At 64.4% G+C, this 21283-nt stretch carries 25 protein-coding genes; 8 read left to right on the plus strand and 17 right to left on the minus strand.

Going from position 1 to position 21283, the window contains the following annotated elements; translation table 11 throughout:
- Positions 1–189 precede the first annotated feature (189 nt).
- The 3 genes from hfq to QMG84_RS10135 are packed head-to-tail and all read left to right on the plus strand — an operon-like array spanning position 190 to position 2129.
- A complete protein-coding gene (gene hfq / locus QMG84_RS10125; RefSeq protein WP_202071749.1) occupies positions 190–450 on the plus strand; it encodes an RNA chaperone Hfq in 261 nt (86 codons plus the stop codon).
- Positions 451–455: 5 nt separating this feature from the next.
- Positions 456–1796, plus strand: coding sequence for a GTPase HflX (hflX, locus tag QMG84_RS10130; RefSeq protein ID WP_281927651.1), 1341 nt, complete (start codon positions 456–458; stop codon positions 1794–1796).
- 12 nt (positions 1797–1808) lie between these two features.
- A complete protein-coding gene (locus QMG84_RS10135) occupies positions 1809–2129 on the plus strand; it encodes a DMT family transporter (protein ID WP_281927653.1) in 321 nt (106 codons plus the stop codon).
- A 168-nt stretch (positions 2130–2297) separates the two neighbouring features.
- On the opposite strand, the gene QMG84_RS10140 is transcribed toward QMG84_RS10135, so the two are convergent.
- From QMG84_RS10140 to QMG84_RS10210, 15 genes are all read right to left on the minus strand, one after another.
- Entirely contained in the window at positions 2298–2852 is a 555-nt protein-coding gene (locus tag QMG84_RS10140) for a cytochrome b (protein WP_281927655.1), read from the minus strand.
- Positions 2853–2909: 57 nt separating this feature from the next.
- Entirely contained in the window at positions 2910–3749 is an 840-nt protein-coding gene (gene mazG, locus QMG84_RS10145) for a nucleoside triphosphate pyrophosphohydrolase (RefSeq protein WP_281927657.1), read from the minus strand.
- An 80-nt stretch (positions 3750–3829) separates the two neighbouring features.
- On the minus strand, positions 3830–4501 hold the full coding sequence (locus tag QMG84_RS10150) for a cold-shock protein (RefSeq protein ID WP_202071754.1): 672 nt from the start codon (positions 4499–4501) through the stop codon (positions 3830–3832).
- Positions 4502–5187: 686 nt separating this feature from the next.
- Positions 5188–6042, minus strand: coding sequence for an alpha/beta fold hydrolase (locus QMG84_RS10155; protein WP_281927658.1), 855 nt, complete (start codon positions 6040–6042; stop codon positions 5188–5190).
- Positions 6043–6091: 49 nt separating this feature from the next.
- Complete coding sequence (locus QMG84_RS10160; RefSeq protein ID WP_202071757.1) at positions 6092–6886, minus strand: MBL fold metallo-hydrolase; 795 nt, start codon at positions 6884–6886, stop codon at positions 6092–6094.
- Complete coding sequence (locus QMG84_RS10165; protein ID WP_281927660.1) at positions 6883–7674, minus strand: TatD family hydrolase; 792 nt, start codon at positions 7672–7674, stop codon at positions 6883–6885. Before QMG84_RS10165 ends, QMG84_RS10160 begins: the two co-directional genes overlap by 4 nt.
- 7 nt (positions 7675–7681) lie before the next feature.
- Complete coding sequence (locus QMG84_RS10170) at positions 7682–7831, minus strand: hypothetical protein (protein WP_281927661.1); 150 nt, start codon at positions 7829–7831, stop codon at positions 7682–7684.
- A gap of 264 nt (positions 7832–8095) precedes the next feature.
- Entirely contained in the window at positions 8096–8344 is a 249-nt protein-coding gene (locus QMG84_RS10175; protein WP_202071758.1) for a type II toxin-antitoxin system RelE/ParE family toxin, read from the minus strand.
- Positions 8345–8376: 32 nt separating this feature from the next.
- Positions 8377–8583: a hypothetical protein gene (locus QMG84_RS10180; RefSeq protein ID WP_281927663.1), complete on the minus strand. Its 207-nt coding sequence runs from the start codon at positions 8581–8583 to the stop codon at positions 8377–8379.
- Between the two features lie 77 nt (positions 8584–8660).
- A complete protein-coding gene (locus tag QMG84_RS10185) occupies positions 8661–9149 on the minus strand; it encodes a hypothetical protein (RefSeq protein ID WP_281927664.1) in 489 nt (162 codons plus the stop codon).
- Positions 9146–9952, minus strand: coding sequence for a class I SAM-dependent methyltransferase (locus tag QMG84_RS10190; protein ID WP_281927665.1), 807 nt, complete (start codon positions 9950–9952; stop codon positions 9146–9148). The genes QMG84_RS10185 and QMG84_RS10190 overlap by 4 nt, the downstream gene beginning before the upstream one ends.
- Before the next feature lie 36 nt (positions 9953–9988).
- Complete coding sequence (locus QMG84_RS10195) at positions 9989–10417, minus strand: type II toxin-antitoxin system VapC family toxin (RefSeq protein ID WP_350356484.1); 429 nt, start codon at positions 10415–10417, stop codon at positions 9989–9991.
- Positions 10414–10656 (minus strand): type II toxin-antitoxin system VapB family antitoxin, encoded by a 243-nt coding sequence (locus QMG84_RS10200; protein WP_202071762.1) that lies wholly within the window; start codon positions 10654–10656, stop codon positions 10414–10416. Before QMG84_RS10200 ends, QMG84_RS10195 begins: the two co-directional genes overlap by 4 nt.
- A gap of 41 nt (positions 10657–10697) precedes the next feature.
- Positions 10698–12254, minus strand: coding sequence for a methionine--tRNA ligase (gene metG / locus QMG84_RS10205; protein WP_281927666.1), 1557 nt, complete (start codon positions 12252–12254; stop codon positions 10698–10700).
- Positions 12255–12305: 51 nt separating this feature from the next.
- A complete protein-coding gene (locus tag QMG84_RS10210) occupies positions 12306–12632 on the minus strand; it encodes a hypothetical protein (protein WP_281927668.1) in 327 nt (108 codons plus the stop codon).
- Positions 12633–12874: 242 nt separating this feature from the next.
- Between QMG84_RS10210 and QMG84_RS10215 the strand changes: the two genes are divergently transcribed.
- Positions 12875–13114 carry a hypothetical protein gene (locus tag QMG84_RS10215; RefSeq protein WP_202071765.1) on the plus strand — a complete coding sequence of 80 codons (240 nt, stop codon included), beginning with the start codon at positions 12875–12877 and terminating at the stop codon, positions 13112–13114.
- Positions 13115–13137: 23 nt separating this feature from the next.
- Here QMG84_RS10215 and QMG84_RS10220 read toward each other — a convergent pair whose 3' ends face one another.
- Complete coding sequence (locus QMG84_RS10220) at positions 13138–14358, minus strand: MFS transporter (protein WP_281927669.1); 1221 nt, start codon at positions 14356–14358, stop codon at positions 13138–13140.
- A 177-nt stretch (positions 14359–14535) separates the two neighbouring features.
- Between QMG84_RS10220 and QMG84_RS10225 the strand changes: the two genes are divergently transcribed.
- From QMG84_RS10225 to QMG84_RS10240, 4 genes are all read left to right on the plus strand, one after another.
- Complete coding sequence (locus QMG84_RS10225) at positions 14536–15624, plus strand: linear amide C-N hydrolase (protein WP_281927670.1); 1089 nt, start codon at positions 14536–14538, stop codon at positions 15622–15624.
- 1030 nt (positions 15625–16654) lie between these two features.
- Entirely contained in the window at positions 16655–17581 is a 927-nt protein-coding gene (gene hemC / locus QMG84_RS10230) for a hydroxymethylbilane synthase (protein WP_281927672.1), read from the plus strand.
- A gap of 89 nt (positions 17582–17670) precedes the next feature.
- Positions 17671–18282, plus strand: a complete 612-nt coding sequence (locus QMG84_RS10235) for a uroporphyrinogen-III synthase (protein ID WP_281927674.1) — start codon at positions 17671–17673, stop codon at positions 18280–18282.
- Positions 18283–18400: 118 nt separating this feature from the next.
- A complete protein-coding gene (locus QMG84_RS10240; RefSeq protein ID WP_202071770.1) occupies positions 18401–19183 on the plus strand; it encodes a tetratricopeptide repeat protein in 783 nt (260 codons plus the stop codon).
- A 549-nt stretch (positions 19184–19732) separates the two neighbouring features.
- On the opposite strand, the gene cysG is transcribed toward QMG84_RS10240, so the two are convergent.
- Complete coding sequence (cysG, locus tag QMG84_RS10245) at positions 19733–21142, minus strand: siroheme synthase CysG (protein WP_281927675.1); 1410 nt, start codon at positions 21140–21142, stop codon at positions 19733–19735.
- Positions 21143–21283: the final 141 nt, after the last annotated feature.

Here is a 21283-nt window from a genome sequence, read left to right on the forward strand (position 1 = left end):
TACTGAAGCAATCGCCCAAGCGCCAGCGTGGCCGATAGCGGTGGCTAACTTCGGCTCCATTCGACTTCCGCCTTGCGCGAAAACTTTCGAGGGGTTCTAATGGCGGCGCGGCGACCGAACTAAAAATCATAAACCGCGGGGGGCGGCGTCATACCGCTCGGCTCAACAAGATAAAGAACAGGACAGCCGATGTCGTCGGAGCGTTCGCAAAATCTGCAAGATACATTTCTGAATTTCGTCCGAAAAAACAAGGTTCCGCTCACTATCTACCTCGTCAACGGCGTCAAGCTTCAGGGTATTGTCACCTGGTTCGACAATTTCTGCCTGCTGCTGCGTCGTGATGGCCACTCGCAATTGGTCTACAAGCACGCCATATCGACGATTATGCCCGGGCATCCGATCCAGATGTTCGAACCGGCGGAAGACGAGGGCGTGGAGAAGCAAAGATAAGCGGATTGATCGGCGAAGTATCAGTTGAAGAACGCGCGCTCGGTGAGGACCGTACGCGCGCGGTCGTCGTCGGGCCCTATCTCTCGCGCGGTCCGGCGGCGCTTTCTCGTGATCCCCAGGCCCGGCTCGCTGAGGCGGTCGGTCTCGCGCAGGCGATCGACCTCGATATTGTGGGCGAGCTTCCTGTGGCTTTGAACGAGGTTCGGCCAGCGACCTACCTCGGGAAGGGCAAGGTCGAGGAAATCGCCGAGACGGTGAAGGCGCAAGAGGCGGGCCTCGTGAGCATGGATTGCCAGCTCTCGCCCGTGCAGCAGCGCAACCTTGAAAAGGCCTGGGGCGCGAAGGTCATCGATCGCACCGGCCTCATTCTGGAGATCTTCGGCCAGCGCGCCCGCACCAAGGAGGGCGCGCTGCAGGTCGAGCTCGCGCATCTCGCTTACCAGAAATCCCGCCTGGTGCGGTCGTGGACCCACCTTGAACGTCAGCGCGGCGGCTTCGGCTTCCTTGGCGGTCCCGGCGAGACGCAGATCGAAACCGACCGCCGGCTCATCGAAGAGCGCATGCGCCGCATCGAGCAGGACCTCGACAAGGTGAAGCGCACCCGCGGCCTGCATCGCAAGACTAGGCGGGAGGTTCCCTATCCCGTCGTCGCCCTCGTCGGCTACACCAACGCCGGAAAGTCCACGCTCTTCAATCGGCTGACCAAGGCCGAGGTGCTCGCGCAGGATATGCTGTTTGCGACCCTCGATCCCACGCTGCGGCAAATTCGTTTGCCGCATGGCGCGCGCGTCCTGCTCTCCGACACGGTCGGTTTCATCTCGGACCTGCCGACCATGCTGGTCTCCGCCTTTCGCGCCACGCTGGAGGAAGTGACCCTTGCAGATGTGATCCTGCATGTTCGCGATGTCTCCCATGAGGACTCGGAAGCGCAGGCGCGCGATGTCGAGACGATCCTGGAGGAGCTGGGCCTCAAGGGCGAAGCCGAGGGGCGGATCGTCGAGGTCTGGAACAAGATCGATGGGCTTGAGCCCGAGCGGCTCGAAGCCATGCGCCTCGCCGCGCGCGGCTTTGATCCGCGCCGCCGCCCGGCGCTGGTCTCGGCGCTGACAGGCGAGGGGCTCGACGATCTCCTGGCGCGCATCGAGACCTTGCTTGCCGAGAGCCGCGTGACGCTCGCGCTGGAGATTTCTCCGGAAGACGGGCAGGGGCTCGCCTGGCTCCATGCCCATGCCGAGGTCCTCTCCCGCGAGACGAAGGAGGACGGCGGCTCCCGCCTCACAGTGCGCGTTGCGCCGGAGCGCCTGGACGAGGTAAGACGGCGCTATTCATCAGCCTTGCGAACATAAGACCTTAGCGCCATGCACTGGTTCTACCTTGCGATTGCGATCCTCTCCGAGGTCGCGGCCTCCACGGCGTTGCCGGCGGCCCAAGGCTTCCGTAATCCGCTGCCGTCGCTTGCCGTCGTCGCCGGCTATGCGACGGCTTTCTATTTCCTGTCGTTGACGCTGGAAGACATCCCGCTGGGGGTGGCCTATGCGGTTTGGTCGGGCGTCGGCCTCGCGCTGGTTTCCGTGGCCGGCTGGGTCATTTATCGCCAGAGCCTGGGTTCGGTGGAGATCGCGGGCATCCTGTTGATAGGATTAGGAATTATCGTTTTGAAATTTGGCGGCGGCCATTGAAGTCATAATCTGCTTCATTGGTTTAGTGTCATTCCCGACGCTCGCGAAGCGAGCGATCGGGAATCCAGAGCAAAAGCCGCAACGCTTTTTGTGGCTCTGGATTCCCGGTCGGGCTTGCCCGCTGGGAATGACCATTCCCGATGCGCGCTGTTCAACCGGAAATGGGCGTCATTCGAAAACCGCCGGCAACATGCGCTTCAATGTCCGGTCTTTCAGCACATGGTGATGCGCGATGGCCGCTGCGGCGTGCAGCGCCGCCACTATCATCAGCGTATGCGCCAGGAACTCGTGGATTTCCTTGTAAGAGTGCTTCAGCTCGCGATTTTTGACCCAGGGAGATGAAATCTCCGAGAGGCCGAAGAGCGGCAGCGCCTCGCCGCTATGGAAGAGCGTCAGCACGCCGACGACGGGAACGGCGAGCAGCAGCCCATAGATGGCGAGATGGCCGAGCTTCGTCGCCAGTTCACCGGCCGTTCCGAAGCGCGTGGGCTCGAGGGGCGGCGCAGGGGCGATGAAGCGCCAGACGATCCTCAGGACGAGCAGCAGCACGACCAGTTCGCCCAGGATCACATGAACGAACTCGCCCATATGGCGGATCGAGCCCTTTGGCAGATCGTCGCCGACAACGCCGAGAATCCAGGCGCCTGCGACGCATAAAACGGTGAGCCAATGAAAGAGCTGCGACGGCGGGCTGTAACGTGATGGGTTCGAGGCAATGGACATGGTACAGATGGCCTCCATGGTAGTCAGCGTGACCTTAGCGCCGTTGAAGGCTCCAAATTAAGGCACATCCGCCGCCTTTGGCGCGGCGCCGGCCTTTGCCCCTTTTTCCAGTTGCTTCGCCTCGCTCCAGAGCGCCTCCATTTCATCCAGAGACGCCGCCTCCGCGGACGAGCCCATCTCCGACAGGCGCCTTTCGATATGGTGGAATCGACGTTCGAATTTGGCGTTGGCGCCCCGTAGCGCCTGTTCTGGATCGACCTTGGCGTGACGCGCGAGATTGGTGACGACGAAAAGAAGATCGCCGATCTCCTCTTCCAGAGATTTGGGGTCGAGGTCCGGCCGGCGCAATTCCTCGGCGACTTCCTCGGTCTCTTCGCGGATCTTCCCCATGACATGCGCGGCGTCGTTCCAATCGAAACCGACTTTCGACGCCTTCTGCTGCAGCTTCACCGCCCGCGTGAGCGCAGGCAGGGCGAGGGGGACGCCATCGAGCAGGCTCGCGGGAGCAGGGGCGCCTTTCGCCGCCTTCTCCGCCGCCTTGATGTCGTTCCATTGCGCCGTCACGCCCTCGGGCGTCAGCGATTCGCCCGCTTCGAAGACATGCGGATGGCGGCGGATAAGCTTGTCGCAAATGGCGCCGACGACGTCGGGGAAGGCGAAAGCGTCCTGCTCTTGGGCGATGCGGGAATGAAAGACCACCTGGAGCAGCAGGTCTCCTAATTCATCTTTCAAATCGCCAAGGTCGCCCGATTCGATGGCGTCGACGACCTCATAGGCCTCCTCGATCGTATAGGGAGCGATGGAGCGGAAATCCTGCTCGAGGTCCCAGGGGCAACCGGTCCCGGGGGTGCGGAGCGCCGCCATGATCTCGATAAGACGCGCAATGTCGCCGGACATCAGGGGGAGATCCTCTGGAGCAAAAGAAAACGCCGCGCGCCCGGAGGGGCGACGCGGCGTCTGATCAGATTGCCGGGACGTTAGTCCAGAGCAATGGAGAGGGCTTCACGACCCTTCGCGGTGTCGACGACCTGCATGGTCACCGGCTGGCCTTCGAGCAGGCGGTTCACGCCCGAGGGACCGAGGATCGAGATATGGACGAAGACGTCCTTGCCGCCGTCGTTCGACTGGACGAAGCCGAAACCCTTGGTCTCGTCGAACCATTTGACCTTGCCGGAGACCGGCACGGCGCTCGACGGATCAGGCGCCTGGCGACGGGGAGGACGGGGGCTGTCGAAGCCGCCGCCGCCGCTGCGCGGGGGCGGAGGAGCGCGCTCGGCGGCGCCGGCGAGGTCGACGTCGAGAATGCGGGAGACCTGCTGGCCCTTGACCGAGCTGGTCACCACGACCTGCAGCTTCGCGCCGGGCGGAAGCGTCTCATAGCCAGCCGCCTGGACCGCGCCGATGTGGAGGAACGCGTCGCCCGTGCCATTGGCCAGCTCGACAAAGCCGAAGCCCTTGTCCGACTTGAACCATTTCACGACGGCGTCGACGGACGGCTCGTTCATCATCGGGGGCGCCGCATCCGGGAATCCGCCGCCGCCGAAGGGCGACCTCGGAGCGCGACTGGGCCGCGGCGCGTCATAGCCAAACGGACCATCGTCGTCGAACCCACGCTTACGGGGTCCCCGGAAATCTCTACCTTTGCTCATGTCTACCTGCTCGTCTCCGCCAAAAAAGGCAAGACTCTTATGCCAAACGCGTGCGCCCAAGCAGAACCGTTCGGACGCGCAAAATGCGTCCGCTCGGAAAGGATGGGATGTTGCCAGTTGAATGCCATATAGTCCCGCGCAACAGGGCTTTTAGCAGATTTCAGGCCGTTCTGGCCAGAGATTTTCGTGGCCCCATCGAAAAAACCAAAGAACTGCCGCGCTCGGGCTGGGGCAATCGGCCGTTTTTTCAGAGGTTTCATTCGCGCGCGCCATGGCCGCGGAAGCCGCCACGTTTCTGAACCTTCGCCGCTACGGACGCACAGCAGCGCTCGGCGGTTCGCGCGCGGGCAGCAAATTGCCCGCAGATCAACCCGGCTGATTCTTCGAGGCGAGTCGGACTGGAAGGGCATGGCGTTCGGGACTGACCGCAGCATCAATTCGCATAATCGATATTATGGAACTAAAACCGACGATCGGGCGGGCCCAGTCTTGGAACGACAAAGCCGACAAGAACGCGTCTCGAAAGTAACATGCCGCCGCGCCATGGGCGCCGATTTCTGGAAACATGGCAAATTCGCCCCAAATGCAGAGCTGTCACGCCGCTAGAAATCGCTCTAGCTGCGCGCGGAAAAACTCCGGCGCCTCTTCGGCGACAAAGTGCCCGCTATCTTCGGCGATCACGGCCGTCAATTGAGCCGCGTGCGAACGCAGCGCATCCGCGAGCTTTTCGCCGACGCATAGCGGCCGGTGATCGCAAGGACCGGCGCCTCCAGCTTCCGATTTTCAAAAGATGCGACCAGCGCTGCATCGTCACGAAGAGCGCGATAATAGGCGAACCCGGCCGTCATGCCGCCCGCGGACGCGTAATGGCGCGCGAACTCGGAAATTGCGGCTTCCGAGACGGCATCCTTCTTGTGCGACCAGGCGCGAATTTGGGCGGCGATATACTCTCGCTCCCGCCCGCGCGTCAGCATCTCTGGAATCTCGGGAGCCATATGGAAGCCATAGTGCCAAGCCCCGCCCCGCCTAGCGTCCATGTTTTCCGTCCCCGGAACCAGGCAATCGACAAGGACGAGCTTTTCGACCTTTCCGGGCTGCAGATTGGCGAGAACGAAGGCCGCTTTGCCGCCCATATCGTGCCCAACCACATGGGCGCGGCCGCCAGCGACGTGGTCGATCAACGCGGCGACGTCGGCGGCGATCGTCTGCTTGTCGTAGCCGGCCGGCGTTTTCTCCGACAGTCCGAGACCTCTGAGATCGAGCGCGACGCATGTGAACCGGGAGGAAAGCCGCTCCATGGCTCCGCGCCAGGCAAACCATGTCTGCGGCCAGCCATGCAGCAGGATCACGGTCGGACCCGATCCGACGCTGACATAGTGCAGCCTCACGCCATTGAGCTGTGCGAAATGGCTCATTCCGCCGCGCGGCAGCGGCGTCGCTGTCGGATCGTCTGTGGCAAGGGGCTGGGCGGCGGCGAGCGACGATCTGAATAAGATGGCGTGGGAGCTTCCGACGAGGAATGCGCGGCGTTCGGCTTTCATGCTAAATCCTTCTTCGAAAAATCAGATCAATGGCTTGAAAAATAATGAACTACACCTCGATCTGCAGCCCGTCATAGGCCGCCTCGACATTCGCCGGCAGCACGGCCGTCAGCGCATCATAATCGAGATCGACATGGAGGTCGGTCAGCACGGCGCGCTTCGGGCGAAAACGATCGATATAGGCCAGCGCCTGTTCGACTGAGAGATGGGTGCCATGACGCTGCCAGCGCAGCGCGTCGATGATCCAAAGATCGAGGCCTTCGAGGAAGCGCGCGCTCTCCGGCGGGATGGCGTTCAGGTCGGGCGTGTAGGCAAGATTGCCGAAGCGGAAGCCCAGCGCGTCCATGTCGCCGTGATCGAGCCGGAATGGCGTCGCTTCGATCGGCCCGCCGGGCCCCTCGATTGTCACGGACCGGCCCGGATGCAGCCGATGCTCGGTCATCAGCGGCGGATACAGGCTTCCGGGCGGCGTGGTGAAGATATAGCCGAACTTCTCGCTGACATCGCGGGATGTGCGCTCGTCCATATAGGCGGGAATGCGCCTGCCGTTCAGAATGACGAGGCCGCGCACGTCGTCGATCCCATGGGTATGGTCGGCGTGCGGATGCGTATAGAGCACCGCGTCGAGCCGCCTGACCTCTGCGTCGATGAGCTGCTCGCGCAAATCGGGGCCCGTGTCGACGAGGAGCTGGGTTTTTGCCGCATCGTCGCCGCGGGCGACCAGGATCGAGCAGCGGCGGCGCCGGTTCTTGGGATTGTCCGGGTTGCATTTGCCCCACCCCTGCCCGACGCGTGGCACGCCGCCCGACGAGGAGCAGCCGAGGATCGTGACCGTGAGCGTCAAGCGGCGGCCTCGAGCGGAGGCATTTTGGAAAAGAGCCGAAGCGCGTTTTCCGTCGTCACGCGGGCAAGCTCTTCCTCTGAAACGCCCTTGATTTCCGCGAGCAACCGCGCCGTGTCGACGACAAAGGCCGGCTCGTTGCGCTTGCCCCGATGCGGCACGGGCGCAAGGAAAGGCGCATCGGTCTCGACCAGCATCCGCTCCAGCGGCACGACCTTCACCGTCTCGCGCAGCTCGGCGGAATTCTTGAAGGTCACGACGCCGGAAAACGAGATGTAAAGGCCGAGATCGACCGCCGTTTCCGCCAGCGCGCGGCTCGAGGTGAAGCAATGGAGGAGGGCGGTGAAAGCCCCCTTCCCCATTTCCTCTCGCAGGATCGCGGCGCAATCGTCGTCGGCGTCGCGCGTATGAATGACGAGCGGCAGGCCGGTTTCGCGCGCGGCGGCGACATGGGTGCGGAAGACCCGTTGCGACAGCGCGCGCGGCGCTTGATCATGGAAATAGTCGAGCCCCGCCTCGCCGAGCCCGACGCATTTTGGATGCTGTGCGAGCGCCACAATCTCTTCGACCGTCGGCTCGGCTTCTTCGTGGGCGTGAAGCGGATGGGTGCCGACCGTGAAGAAGACGTCCGGATAGGCCTCGGCGATCGCTTTCACGCGGTCGAAGCGCGACAGATGCGTGGAAATAGTGATCATCCGGCCGACGCCCCGCGCCTTGGCGCGCGCGACGACCTCCGCCTGCTCAGGTGCGAAATCGGGGAAATCGAGATGGCAATGGGTGTCGATGAGCATGAGACGTTCAGTTTCCTGCAGAGGCGGCGCGCCAGGCGCCCCGCGCGCATAGCACATTATTGGCCGACCAGTCGCCTGCGCCCGACTGGCCGCTCATCTTGCCGCGAATGGCGGCGGTGACGCTGAAAACCTTCATGTTGAGCGACACGCTCGCCATGCACAATCGTGACCAATTGCTTCCGCTCGACGGGGCAAACAAAGCTCGATGTCGTCGCGTCGATGATCCACCGGACGTCGAAAGGCGTCGACGGCGGCGTCGCGGCTTGGACGGAGCCGGCCAGCCTCCAGGCCAATGAGGACGAGGGAGCCCCAGAGGCGCTTAGGAACATAATCATACCGCTTTGTTTCGCGCCGCTGTGGTGCGGCTATTCCCCAAGAGATAGGACGAGTTTTCGACAAACCCGCATCGGCGCGGAGGCCTTCACGAGGCGGGCCACGGCGCACGTGCGGAATGGCGGATATGCACGACCTCAATAGCGTCCGTCCGAAACCGATAGAAAATTTTGTAGGGGCAGTCGGGCAATATCTTTACGTAAAGCTCTGGGTGATCCGTGCGCAGCCCGCCCCTGGGATTTTCCGAGAGGAACGACAAGCCAGCTTCGATTGCGGCGGCGACACGCGCCGCTCCCTGCGGGGACTTTTCCGCCACAAAGGACAGAATTTCGAGCATGTCGGTTCTAGCACGCCGCGTAACGCGGATTTTCATCGCTTGAACCGTCGCCAGAGTGCGGCCATCTCCTCTTCGGTCGCGAAGTCCCCGCGATCGGCTTGCGCCAATCCTTCCGCAACGGCGCGCTCCTCATCCGGAGTCAGGGCGTAGAAGCCCGCCCGCGCCGCCGCAATTTCGCGCGCCGCGTCGGCGAGCGCTTGCTGATCTTCCTCCGGCCAGTTCTCGATCGCGGGGAGCATTTTTTTCAGGGTTGAAATCATCCCTCAAGAATATCACAAAGAGCTGCCGCCGCGAGCGCCGACTCTGCCGGGCCCATTCAGCGGCAGTTGCCCGTTCCATAGCCCTTCCCGCCGCGCAGCGAGCCTGCGACATGGGCGACGATTGGATGGAAAGCAGCCTTCTCGGCGGCCGGATAGTCGAGATAGACGCTGTTCCATACCGTCCCGCCGCAGGAGAGCAGCGACTTTCGGTAAAAAATCCGATCGCCCTTGCGGCCAGAAGCGACGATCCAGTCCCTGCCCTGGCGCTTGTAGTCGACGGTTTCCCCTGCGCCTGGCTTGGTTATGATCTCGACCTCCTGAAAGCGCGGCAGGACTGCATAGCTGCCAGACACCGTGACGCTGGCGCGCCCGTCGGGAGAGGTGAAAGCTCGGCCGTCGTCATTCTCCGGCCCCTCCCCCATGCGCCAGCCGACCGGAACGTCGGCCGTCGCGCCGAAGCGATCGTTGCGATACGTCCACCAATCGCCAGCGTGGGCGGCCATAAATGCGAAGATCAAAAAAGCGAGCGCCCCTAGGAATCTCATAAGCGCGACGCCTCGAATAGAATGGCTTGCATCGGCATTCTCGCCGGCGCGCCGAATTCCTGCCCGAGCCTCTCCGCCAAGGCCGCGGCGATCGCCTCGGGCGCGACCTCGCCCCGCGCGCGGATCTGGTTGAGGAGCGGGTGGCCGAAAACCAGGCCCGTGGCGAAAGCCTTGACATCCGCGATCTCATGCACGCGCGGCAGGACGGAGATGACGATATTGGTGAAACCCGCCGCGATGAGCGCCTCCTTGGTCGGGTCGATCTCGGGGCACGAGAAAGGCGACACGAATTTGGGGGGATCGCCGGGAAAGAAGCGCTCGACCATTTCCTGGCCGAGGCGCGAGAACGGGTTGTAGCGCGGCGCGTCCCAGACGCTTGTCAGATAGCGGCCATGGGGCCTCAGCACGCGCGCCGCTTCACGATGGGCGGCGTCCTTGTCTGGGAAAAACATCAAGCCGAACTGGCAGATGACCGCGTCGAAGGCTCCGTCCGCGAAGGGCAGGACGAGCGCGTCCGCCACGTCGAAACTTACTTGTTCGTCGGGCCTAAACTTCTCCCGCGCGATCTCGAGCATAGGCGCGTTGAGGTCGGTCGCGGTGAGCCGGGCGTCCGTTGGCAAAGCATCGCGCAGCTTGCGGGTGACGATGCCCGTGCCGGCGGCGATCTCCAGCGCGTTTCGCGGTCCCCAAATCGCCGCCCGCCGCGCGGTCTCCTCGGCATAGGCCTCGAAGATCACGGGGCCCAGGCCGCGGTCGTAATGGCGGGGAATGTCGCCGATGAAGCGGGCGGGGTCGGAGGACAAGATCGCTGTTCCTTCGGCGTTTTGAGTGCAGATCGATCAGCCGCCCAAATCGGTCTTGGTGAAGTCGTCCCCTTTGTACAAGAGGGTCGCCCCCAGCGCCTTAGCGCAAGAATACGCGAAACAATCGCCGAAATTGAGGTCCGCAGGATGGCCGACGGCCTTTCCATATGTCGCGGCTGCGAGGATCGCGCCCTGGCCGATTTCTGAAGAGATGGATATCTCTCTAATGTCGTTCGCCCTGATGAACTCTCGCACCGAGGCGGTCGCTAGTCTGAGATTCTCTGCAGTCGAGCGGCGTGCGGGGGCTCCGATCCGAGCCGGGGCCAAGCCGAGAACTGACTCGAACGTCGAAATCGGCGAAATATTAAGCTGGCCACGAGCCTCTTCGATCGCCGTGATCAGGCGCTCTGAATCCGGCTCGCGGTTCAAAATCGCGATGACAGCCGAGGCGTCGAGGAAAATCACTCGCCCCACATCCGGTCCATAAACGCCTTGGCGTCGAAGTCCGGGTTGGGTGCGCCGATCTTATCCGCGAGAGCAAAAGCCTCGGCGTTTCGTTCTGCAAAGGACTGACGTGCGTTCACGCGCTCGAGTTCATGCAAAAGTGCGGCCCGCACGGCTTCCGCTTTCGTGCTTGCTCCAACAGCCGCCTGTAGCTTCTCCGCGAGCGCATCGACGTCTTTATCTTTGATGTAAAGCGCCATGAACGTGACCCTCTTAGATCAATATAGCAAAAGCGGGATATTCAGGACAGTTCCTCCTCCACAAACCTCGGAAACACCGGCGCCGGCGGCGGCAGCGGCGCGCCTTCTTGCAGCGCGTTCCCCTCCCCGGCATGGGCGAAATCGCGCTCGTCCGGGCCAACGCCCAAGGAATCGAGGAACTTCCCCGCCGCCTCGGGAATAAAGGCCTGCAGCGGGATCACCAGCCGGCGCAGTGTCTCCGCTGTCACATAGAGGATCGTCTCCATGCGCGCCGGGTCGGTCTTCTTCTTGGCCCAGGGCTCCTCGCCGGCAAAATAGCGATTGGCCTCCGCCACCACGCGGAAGATCTCCGCAAGCGCATGATGCGGCTGATAGGCGTCCATCGCCGCCCGCGCCTTCTCCAGCACGCCGGCAGCCTGGGCGAGAATATCCCTGTCCGCGTCGGTGAAGGCGCCCTTCTTCGGCACGGCGCCGTCGCAGTTCTTGGCGATCATGGAGAGCGAGCGCTGCGCCAGATTGCCGAGATCATTGGCGAGATCGGCGTTGATGCGCATGACGATGGCTTCATGCGAATAATTGCCGTCATTGCCGAAAGGCACTTCGCGCAGGAAGAAATAGCGAAGCTGGTCGACGCCATAGCGGTCGATCAGCTCCTGCGGGCCGACGACATTGCCGAGCGATTTCGACATCTTCTCGCCGCGCGAGAAGAGGAAGCCATGCACGACGATCTGCTTGGGCAGCGGCGCCTCCGCCGACATCAGAAAGGCCGGCCAATAGATGGCGTGAAAGCGCGTGATGTCCTTGCCGATGACATGGGCGTCGGCGGGCCAGTAGCGCGCCTTCTCGCCGCCGGTGAGCCAGCCGGTCGCCGTGATGTAATTCGTCAGCGCGTCGACCCAGACATACATCACATGGTTCGCCGTCGTCTGCGGGCGCGGCGGAATCTTGATGCCCCAGTCGAACGTCGTGCGCGAAACGGAGAGGTCCGAGAGCCCCCGTTTCACGAAGGCGACGATCTCGTTCTTGTAATGCTCGGGCGTGATGAACTCGGGATGCGCCTCGTAATGAGCGAGGAGCTTTTCAGCATAGGCGGAGAGCTTGAAGAACCAGCTCTCCTCTTCCACCCATTCGACGGGCGTGCCGGTCGGCGCGTATTTCTTGCCCTCGCGCTCGGTCAGCTCGCTCTCGTCGTAATAGGCCTCGTCGCGGACGGAATACCAGCCGGAATATTTCGAGAGATAGATGTCGCCCCTGGCCTCCATGCGCCGCCAGATGTCGAGCACGGCCTCCTTGTGGCGCTCCTGCGTCGTGCGGACGATGTCGTCGGCCCGCGCGTTCAGCGCTTCTCCCATGCGGGCAAATTGCGCGGCAATGCCGTCCACGAACTGCTGGGGCGTCACCCCCTCCTTCTCGGCGGTGCGCTGCACCTTCTGGCCGTGCTCGTCCATGCCGGTGACGAAGAGCACGTCATAGCCGTCGAGCCGCTTGAAACGCGCGAAAGCGTCCGTGGCGATGCGCTCATAGGCGTGGCCGATGTGGGGCGCGCCATTCGCATAGGGAATGGCGGTGGAGATCATATAGGTGGGGCGCTCAGACATGGCGCCCGAGATAGCGCGCTTTTGAGACGCGGGGAAGTCGGAGCCTGCGCTTCAGCCAAGCGAGCATGAGGCCCTGCCCCGCACCGTGACCGTCTTGCTCTCGGCGCCCTTACCCGGCAGGAAGCTGACCTTCAGTTCGTAGGCGCCCCGATACTGATTGGGATCGCTCGTCATTTTCGTCTCGACGACAAGCTCGAAACTGGCGAAGCGCTCGCCGTCGCGCTCCTTATAGGCATGGAGCTTCAGGTCTTTGCCGTGAACCCAACTGTGCGGCAGGTTATCGCCCGCAAGGCTTACTTTACGAAAATCGTCGGGAACGCCTTGAACGAGAACGTCGAATTCGCCGTGAATCTGCAGGAGGCCCGGAAGCGAGCCCATCAATGCGCCGATCGCGCCTTTGAGCCGCTTGTCCTCGATCGCGCAGTCGAGATTGGCCGTGGCGCGGGCGGGCGCGGCGGCAAGGATGGCAACAAAATCGCGAGAGGCAAAATACGCATGTTCATCTCCCGGAAATAAAGCCGAGATTAAAGCCTGACCGACGCGGGCGGGAGGGCGAATCGCAGACTCCCATTTCTGCCCCTGAAGCGCTATGTTTTGGCGCACTGTGCGGGAGCATCGGTATGAGCGTAACCAGGGCGCCGAAGGATATTGCGCGCAGGCTCAGCGAGAAGGGCCGCGCCAGGAGCGACGGCTGGCGGCGCGAGACCTTCACCTTGCCGCGCCTCGACGCCCGCGCCAAGGCGCGTGAGTGGTTCGACCGCTACCCCAAAGCCGCTTACATGACCGAGATCGAGTTCTGGCGCGAGCTCGAGGATGGCCGCATCGAATTCGTCATGCGGCGTCTGCCGAGCGCGGACTGACCTATTTGCTAGCTTGGTCGCGCCTATAAACCTTCCTTTCGCCAGCTTTCCCAAAGCGCCACCGCCAGCGCCGCGATCAAGGCGCTCCACCCCCAGGCATAAGTTCCGGACGCATCGCGCAAGGCGCCGAAGGCCGGCGGCGCGAGCACGACGCAGATCTGGTTGATGGCCATGGCGAGGCCGATCATGAAGCCGATCGCGCCCTTGGGCGCGGCTTCGCTGACCAGCGCGATCCAGGGCCCGTACCAGCCGAAGCCGAAGAAGCCGAGCCAGATCGCAAGCAGGGCGACCGCCCATAGAGGCGCGCCGGGGGCAAACAAATAGGCGGCGAGGCCCAGCATGATCGCGCCCATGCTGACGGCGAGCGGGAAGAAACGGCCGCGCGCGCTTCTGTCGCTCCAGAGGGCGAGAATGATGCGCGCAAACGCCCCGGCGAACTGCGCGGCGAACAACAGTTTCACGCCCGTTTCGACGGGAATGTCGAAGCGGTCGCGAAGATCGAGCGGCAAATAGACGGTCACGCAGAATTGCACGCAGACGAGCGCCGCTCCGGGCAGAGCGATGCGCGGCAGGCGCGGCGCGATCTCCTCGATGCGCTCTCGCCAAAGGTTCTCGCCCCGCTTGCGCGCCGGCAAAGGGTCCGGCGGCGGGCGATACAGAAAGGCGAAAAACAGCCCGCTTATCAGCGCGGCGCCGGCGCCAAGTTCAAAAGCGGCGCGCCACCCCTGCTGCGCGGCAACGACCGGCAGGATCAGGGCCGCGAGCGCCGCGCCCAGCGGCAGGCCCGCCTGACGAATCCCCATCGCGAGGCCGCGCGTATCGGACGCAAACCACGCCGCCACCACCTTGCCGCCGCCCGGTTGCACGGTGCAATAGCCGATGCTCGCGACGACGAGCCAGGAGAGGATATCGAGATAGCTCTCGGCTTGCGCGGCTGCGAAGAGCGCCGCCGCGACCATCGCCGCGCCGAGCCCGACGATCAGCCTTTCGCTGAAGCGATCCAGCAGCAGGCCGGCGATCGGGAGCCCCACGATGGGCGTCGCCTGCGCGGCGGACATGGTGAGCCCCACCTGAGCCGCATCGAGGCCAAACGCCGCCTGCAGCGCAGGCCCCAGAGCGCCGAGCCCCTGCACGAGGAAACAGCCGCCGGTCTGGGCGAAGGTCGCCAGCGCCAGCACGAACCAGCGATAGGAAGACGGGCGTTTCGGGGTCGCGGCTGGTGGCAAAGCTGTCTCTTTGTTCAAGGGGCGCTAGCTTTATCGCACCGCCGAAGCCTGGGGATAGAAAATCCGCGGCAAGGCGTCGCGCTCGAAACGGCGGCATTTGCGGGCCATCGGCAACGGCTTGTTCATTCGGCGCGCCCAAAGTGGGACGAGCTATTTTCCGACCGCCATTTTCGCCGACGAAAGAGCGCACGAGCCATGCAAAGACGCGCATTCTTGACCTCGCTCATCTCCTTGCCTTTTACGCTGAAAGCGCAGGAGCTGCGCGCCTGCTCGCTGGCCTTTGTCAATGACCGCAAGCTGGCGAAGATCGTCGTTCGCTCGATGGACCTCCCTGTCGCTCTGCCGGAGCGGCCAAAATTCGTTGTTTTTCCACGCGGCCAGGCCCGCACGTCACAGGCGAGCGTGCTTCCCGGCGTGAAGGGCAAGATCGAAGGCGTCGGCCCGGATACGATTGGCTGGACCTCCAAATATGGCTGCGCCGCGATCGTCTCCTTCGAAGGCGCCGCCTCGGACGGCCTCAATGAAATGGGCCTTGCGGCGCATATGCTGGTGCTGGACGAAAGCCGTCTCGAAGCCCCGGACAAGCGCCCGGTTCTGCCCGATACGCATTGGGCGCAATATGTTCTCGACAATTTCGCGACGGTGAACGAGGTCGTCGACGCGCATAAGGAAGGCAAGTTCCGCGTCGCCGCCGCATGGGCGAGCGACCTCGGCCTGACGCAGCACCTGCCCACGCATCTTGCCGTGCAAGACCCCTCGGGCGACTCGGCGATCATCGAATATATCGACGGAAAGCTCGTCGTTCATCACGGCCCCGAATATCGCGTGATGACCAATGATCCGCCCTATGACCAGATGATCGAGCGCGTGAAGCAATATGCGCCCTTCGGCGGAGCCAAGCCGCTGCCGGGCGACGAGACGGCGGAGGATCGTTTCGTCCGGCTCGCCGCTTACTCGAAATATCTGCCCGATCCGAAGACTTACCGGGAGGCGGTCGCCGGCGCGCTGTCGCTGCTGCGCATCGCGCAAGTTCCCTTCCGCGATTCCGCCCGCGCGCCCGACAAGGGTTTCTGGGGCGCCTGCCAAACAAATTGGGTCACGGCCGCCGACGTCACCAACAAGGTTTATTTCGTCAGCAGCGCGACGGCGCCGAGCCTGTTTTGGCTCGATTTCAAGAGCGCCAATTTCAAGCCGAGCGCGCCAGTGCTTGCTCTCGATCTGCACGATCCGGCGATCGGCGGCGACGCACGGCGCTTCCTGCGGCGGTGGAAAGCGGCTGCGTGAAGGGCTTTTGGCGCCGCTCGGCTAAGGATGTGTAACTGGGCAATATTCTCATCACTCAAACGACCCCCACCCTTGATCCCTCCCCGCAAGGGGGAGGGAGGCGGCTCGCGCCCAAATTTGTCAGCGTTGCTTGCCGGTGATCCCTAGCGGCGCCGCTTTTCTCCCTCCCCCCACGGAGTGGCGGGGAGGGATCAAGGGTGGGGGGCGATTCAGCTTCCCAAACGCCTCCGCAGAACTGCCCAGCGCCAAATTCCCCGCCGCCGTTTCCGACGCGAGCGATCCAGGAAGCCGGGACGCCCCGGCCCCGTTCGGCCGGTAGCGTGAAAGAATAAGCGCATCGGAACCAAGGGCGTCCCGGCTGCGGTCTTTATTCGCGCGCACCTTTCCGAGCCGAAGTAGCGCCATCTAAGTGGCGGTTCCTCCGTCCGGCACGACCGCCAGACGGCGGCCGCTTCTTTCCCAAAGGCTTTGCAGTCTTTGGGCGCGTCGCAAGGGCCTCGACATGCGTCGCCTCCGGCCCGCCGGCGCTTTCCCTTTCGGTACTCGGGCCGCGTGTTGCGGGCGCGGATATTCTGCCCAGCCTTTGCGTGACTTGCATCACGCAATCTCCCCACGAAGGAGAGACCCGGCGGGCGGCGCCGGAGTCCCGCACGGAACGAGGGTCGCGTCCCGCGCTTAACCGACCCCGCCGGCGCCGCCGACCCTGACGACGCCCCTGCAAGTTGGCGAGGCCAGGGAAGGATAATGGAGGTTTTGGGGGTGGGGATAAATTGGGGAGCAAATTTCTCGATGAAGGCCGCGCTCTGCTCCTCTCCCCGCAAGCGACGCTTGCGGGGAGAGGAGCCGGCGGGCGGTCCAGCCCTGATAGAACGGTGACAGAGCAGCCCGGAAAGAAGGGTGACAGTTTGAAGGCGAGGACAACTAAAGAATGACCGCGATCCGGGGGACAGCAGAAGCCTAGAGGCGCCGCGGCTTGCCCTTCCCTTCCCGGCCCTTATAGTCCCGCGCAACTCTCACGCTGGGAAACCTCATGACGATCAAGAGCCTTCGCATCGGCACGCGCGGCAGCCCGCTGGCGCTCGCGCAGACCCATATGGTTCGCGCCCTCCTCGCCGAGGCGCATGGCGTGAGCGAGGAGCATTTTCCCGTCGAGATCATCAAGACGACCGGCGACCAGATTCAAGACCGGTCTCTCGCCGATTCCGGCGGCAAGGGGCTCTTCACCAAGGAGCTCGATCTCGCGCTGATCGGCGGCGCCATCGACCTCGCCGTGCACAGCTCGAAGGACCTCCCCACGCATCTGCCGGCGGAGATCATCATCGCCGGCTATCTGCCGCGCGAGGATGTGCGGGACGCCTGGATCGGCCGCGACGGCATGACGATCGACGCCCTGCCCCCGGGCGCTGTTGTCGGCACCGCCTCGCTGCGCCGCGCCGCGCAGGTGAAGCGCCGCCGCCCCGATCTGCAGACTACGCTGTTGCGCGGCAATGTTCATACGCGGCTCGGCAAGGTGGAGAGCGGCGAGATCGACGCCACGCTTCTGGCGCTCGCCGGGTTGAAGCGGCTCGGCCTCGCCGATCGCGCGACGGCGCTGTTGCCGCTCGCGGATTTTCCGCCGGCCGTCGGACAAGGCGCGATCGGCATAACGGCCCGCGCCGGCGACGCCGAGACGCGCGCGGCGCTCGCCCCGCTGCTCGACGCGGCGACGGCCCTCGCGCTCGCCGCCGAGCGCGCCTTTCTTTCCGCGCTCGACGGCTCCTGCCGCACCCCGATCGCCGGCCATGCGACGGTCTCGGGCGACGAGCTCTCCTTCTATGGCGAGGTGTTGAAAGCGGATGGCAGCCAAGTGTGGATGACGCGCCGCAAGGGCCGCGCGATCGACGCGGCGATGATCGGCGCCGACGCGGGCAATGAGATCGTGCTGAAGCTGCCGCATGGCGTCGCGGGGCTGATGTGAGGCGCGCCCTTGTCTTACGTGCAGCGGAAGATGCTTTACGTACAGCGGAAAAACTAAATTCATTAGGGTTTACGTCAGTCGTATCACCCGTGCTGGAGGTTGGCGCGACCGGGGCGCGCGTTCCGCCGGGCGCTTATGACGCCGTGCTGGCGTCGAGCGCCAAGGGGATCGACTGCGCTGGAACGGATGCGGAACCTTATAAGGCCCTGCCTCTGCACGCCGTCGGCGCCAAGACCGCTAAGACCGCATTAGAGCGCGGCTGGCGCCCGGACATCGTTGCCGGAAAGGCCGAGGCCATCCTGCCGCTGTTGCTTGCCCGCTACCCTGCCCCGGCCCATTTCCTATACCTCGCCGGGCGGGATCGGCAGCCGGCGCTGGAGGCCGGCCTGCGCTGCGCCGGCCATGCCGTCACAGCCGTCGACGTCTATGAGGCGCGGGCGGCCGAGGCCCTCTCCGACGAAGCGCGCGCGGCGCTGGCGGCCGGGGAGATCGACATCATCCTCCACTACTCTCGACGCAGCGCGGAGATATTTTTGCGGCTCGCCTCGGCTGCAGGGTTGGCGGCTCAGCTCCGGCGGATGGCTCATGTCGCGCTATCGCAGGACGTCGCGGCTCCACTGAAAGCGGCCGGGCTCTCAGTTTCCTGCGTTGAAGCGCCTGATGAAGCGCATTTGCTGAAGGCTGCGGCCGCGATTTTGTGACGGCTCGGGGCTGGAGCGTTCTGGCCGGGCAATGCTCGCCTTTCGCGCCCGCCTGTGCTAACCCCTGCGTCTCCCCTTCGGGGACAAGAAAAATCGGAAACGCAAGGGTCGCGCGAGCATGTCGGATATTTTCCACGAGGTCGACGAAGACGTCCGCCGGGACAAAGCCGCCGAATTTTGGCGCCGCTATCAGACGCCGATTTTCGTCGGAGCTTTTCTGATCGTCGCCGCGACCGGCGCCTGGAGCTATTATCAGGATAAGCGCCTCAAGGCCGCCGAGGAGGCCAACGCCCGCTATGTCGCCGCCGTGGCGCTGGCCGACGAGGGCAAGAACGCCGAGGCCGCCGCCGCTTTCGACGCCATCGCCAAGGACGGTCCCAAGGGCTACGCCGCCCTCGCCCGCATCCGCGCCGCCGAGGCGCGTCCCGATAAGGCGCAGGCGCTCAGCGAATTGAGCGCGATCGGCGAAGACCCCAACGTCGATAAGCTGACGCAGGAAATCGCCATGCTGCGCGCGGCGCTGATCGTGCTCGAGGGCGACGACCGCGAGAAGCTCGAGCGCACGCTCGGCCCGCTGATGCTCTCGACAGGCGCCTTCCGCTTCTCCGCTCAGGAATGGAACGGCCTCGACGCGCTGTTCAATGACGACTACGACGAGGCCGAGCGCGTCTTCGAGCAGGTGCTCAACGACCGCGACGCCCCGCAATCCATGCGCCAGCGCGCCTCCGCCTATAAGGGCCTGCTGCACGCCAAGCGCGGCCCCAAGCCCGCGCCTGCGGCGGCGACCTCCGGCGGCGCGACGAGCGGCGGCAAGATCGACGTCGTTCCGGTGATCGAGCCGGAGTCCGGCGGCGCCATGCCGGCGGGGTCCGCGCCGATCGAGACCGCGCCCGGGAAGTAAAGGCGGCGCGGCTTCCTTGAGGAAGCCGCGTGATAGCGCCCCCGAGTTGTTGAACACCCCCCGCATTGAGGATTGTCATTCCCGGCGGGCTGAAGCCCGACCGGGAATCCAGAGCCGCAAATACGCTGGTTTTGCTCTGGATTCCCGATCGCGCGCTGCGCGAGCGTCGGGAATGACATCGAACCGCTCAAGCGGATCCTCTTACTACCCCGCCCGCTGCTTCTGACAGACGGGCGTCTTAAAAGACGCCCGATGGCTGGGCCACCCTTCTCCACCTGCACACACTTTTGGTCACCGGCCTTGTCGTCATGGCCGGGCTTGTCCCGGCCATCCACGCCGGGCCAATGACAGCTTAAGCAGGGCATGATCGACATGTTTGTGGAACGCGGAGCATCGCAAGCCCTGCGCGGCCTTCGTCCATAGCGATCACGCTTCCGCGTAGGCTGTGCCCCTCGGCGTGGATGGCCGGGACAAGCCCGGCCATGACGGGCTGCGGGTGTTCGAACATATGTTCTATTTTACAAATGTTCGAACATTCCCTCGCCCGCCTCAATTCTCCACTAGCGCCCAGCCGATCAGGACCATCACCGGGCCGACGATCGCTTCACGCGCAACCTTCTCGGGAAGATCGCTGATCGTCCCTTTGATGATGCGCTCGTCAGGGGTCGAGGCGCGTTCGATGAGGAAGGCGGGGGTGTCATGCGCCATGCCCTCCTCGAGCAAGCGGCGCGACAATTCGGGCAAAGTGCGGTTACCCATATAGACCGCCGTCGTCGCGCGGCGATCGGCGAGCGCGCCCCAGTCGAAGTCCTCGGGGAATTCGCCGTCCTTCGTATGGGCGGTGATGAATTGCACGCGCCGCACGGTCTCGCGGCTCGTCAGCGACGCGCCGAGCGCGGCGGCTCCGGCAAAGGCGGCCGTCACGCCGGGCACGATTTCGATCTCGAAGCCCGCCGCGCGCAGCGCCGCGATCTCCTCATTGGCGCGGCCGAAGATCAGCGGATCGCCGCCCTTGAGGCGCACGACATTCTTGCCGGCGCGCGCGAGCTCGACGAGGAGCGCGGTGATCTCCTCTTGTCGCACGGAAGGCTTGTAGCCGCGTTTCCCGACATTGATGCGCGTCGCCTCGCGGCGGGCGAAATCGAGAATGCCTGCTGGCACAAGATCGTCGAAGAGGACGACATCGGCGCCGGCCAGCGCGCGCATGCCCTTGAGGGTGATGAGCTCCGGATCGCCCGGCCCCGCGCCGACGAGCGTCACCCGCCCATGCGCCGCCGCGTCGCCGGCTTCGCGCGCCTGCGCCAGCAGCGCGTCGCAATCGCGCGTCGTGGGCTGGCGCTCGACGTCGCGGAAAGCCAGCCGCGTGAACCGGCGCCAGAAATCGCGCCGCGCCAGAAAGTCGAGGCCGGAAGAAAGGATTTGCGGCCGCCATTCCTGCGCCGCCTTGGCCCAGGCGGAAAAGCTCGACGGCACGAGGGCCTCGATGCGGCCGCGCATGGCCTGGGCGAAAACCGGCGAAGCGCCGCCGGTCGAGACGCCGATAACGAGCGGCGAGCGATTGACGATGGCGCCCATGATGAAGTCGCTCATCGCCGGCCGGTCGGCCAGATTGAGCGGCACATGAGCGGCGTCGGCGGATTTGCGCGCGGCGTCGGCCTCCGCATCGTCGAAGGTCGAGCCGAGCGCGAGCGCCGCGCCGTCGAAATCCGCCGGCCCGGCCGCGCGCTCGTGAAGCGTGACGTTTTGCCGGACGGCGACGATCTCCCGCAGCTTATCGGAGGGGTCGGCGGCGTAGACATCGACCCGCGCGCCGGACGCGGCGGCGAGATCGACCTTCCAGGCCGCGCCCTCCCCGCCCCCGATGACGACGACGCGCTTGCCGGCGAGCGGATAAAACACGGGCAGGGCTTCGAGGGGCTGCATGAGGTCGGAGGAGATTTCGTCGGGTTTGCGCGTCACGTCGGGCCTGTTCCGGGCGAGGGGAATCGGGCAGGCGAGCGTCGGTTAGAACGCCGCCTACTCGGCCCGATGACGCATAGCCGATCCGCCCGTGCTGAGAAAGCGCTGCCGGGGCGAGCGGCCCGATAGTGGGAAAGCTAT

This window comes from Methylocystis iwaonis (genome assembly GCF_027925385.1).
GTDB classification, from domain to species: Bacteria; Pseudomonadota; Alphaproteobacteria; order Rhizobiales; family Beijerinckiaceae; genus Methylocystis; species Methylocystis iwaonis.

What these genes read in the sequence shown, in the direction of transcription:
- hfq (WP_202071749.1), top strand. Translation starts at nt 190, where the DNA reads ATGTCGTCGGAGCGTTCGCAAAATCTGCAAGATACATTTCTGAATTTC.
- QMG84_RS10135 (WP_281927653.1), top strand. Translation starts at nt 1,809, where the DNA reads ATGCACTGGTTCTACCTTGCGATTGCGATCCTCTCCGAGGTCGCGGCC.
- QMG84_RS10140 (WP_281927655.1), bottom strand. Translation starts at nt 2,852, where the DNA reads ATGTCCATTGCCTCGAACCCATCACGTTACAGCCCGCCGTCGCAGCTC.
- mazG (WP_281927657.1), bottom strand. Translation starts at nt 3,749, where the DNA reads ATGTCCGGCGACATTGCGCGTCTTATCGAGATCATGGCGGCGCTCCGC.
- QMG84_RS10150 (WP_202071754.1), bottom strand. Translation starts at nt 4,501, where the DNA reads ATGAGCAAAGGTAGAGATTTCCGGGGACCCCGTAAGCGTGGGTTCGAC.
- QMG84_RS10155 (WP_281927658.1), bottom strand. Translation starts at nt 6,042, where the DNA reads ATGAAAGCCGAACGCCGCGCATTCCTCGTCGGAAGCTCCCACGCCATC.
- QMG84_RS10165 (WP_281927660.1), bottom strand. Translation starts at nt 7,674, where the DNA reads ATGCTCATCGACACCCATTGCCATCTCGATTTCCCCGATTTCGCACCT.
- QMG84_RS10170 (WP_281927661.1), bottom strand. Translation starts at nt 7,831, where the DNA reads ATGGCGAGCGTGTCGCTCAACATGAAGGTTTTCAGCGTCACCGCCGCC.
- QMG84_RS10175 (WP_202071758.1), bottom strand. Translation starts at nt 8,344, where the DNA reads ATGCTCGAAATTCTGTCCTTTGTGGCGGAAAAGTCCCCGCAGGGAGCG.
- QMG84_RS10180 (WP_281927663.1), bottom strand. Translation starts at nt 8,583, where the DNA reads ATGCTCCCCGCGATCGAGAACTGGCCGGAGGAAGATCAGCAAGCGCTC.
- QMG84_RS10185 (WP_281927664.1), bottom strand. Translation starts at nt 9,149, where the DNA reads ATGAGATTCCTAGGGGCGCTCGCTTTTTTGATCTTCGCATTTATGGCC.
- QMG84_RS10200 (WP_202071762.1), bottom strand. Translation starts at nt 10,656, where the DNA reads ATGGCGCTTTACATCAAAGATAAAGACGTCGATGCGCTCGCGGAGAAG.
- metG (WP_281927666.1), bottom strand. Translation starts at nt 12,254, where the DNA reads ATGTCTGAGCGCCCCACCTATATGATCTCCACCGCCATTCCCTATGCG.
- QMG84_RS10210 (WP_281927668.1), bottom strand. Translation starts at nt 12,632, where the DNA reads ATGGGCTCGCTTCCGGGCCTCCTGCAGATTCACGGCGAATTCGACGTT.
- QMG84_RS10215 (WP_202071765.1), top strand. Translation starts at nt 12,875, where the DNA reads ATGAGCGTAACCAGGGCGCCGAAGGATATTGCGCGCAGGCTCAGCGAG.
- QMG84_RS10225 (WP_281927670.1), top strand. Translation starts at nt 14,536, where the DNA reads ATGCAAAGACGCGCATTCTTGACCTCGCTCATCTCCTTGCCTTTTACG.
- hemC (WP_281927672.1), top strand. Translation starts at nt 16,655, where the DNA reads ATGACGATCAAGAGCCTTCGCATCGGCACGCGCGGCAGCCCGCTGGCG.
- QMG84_RS10240 (WP_202071770.1), top strand. Translation starts at nt 18,401, where the DNA reads ATGTCGGATATTTTCCACGAGGTCGACGAAGACGTCCGCCGGGACAAA.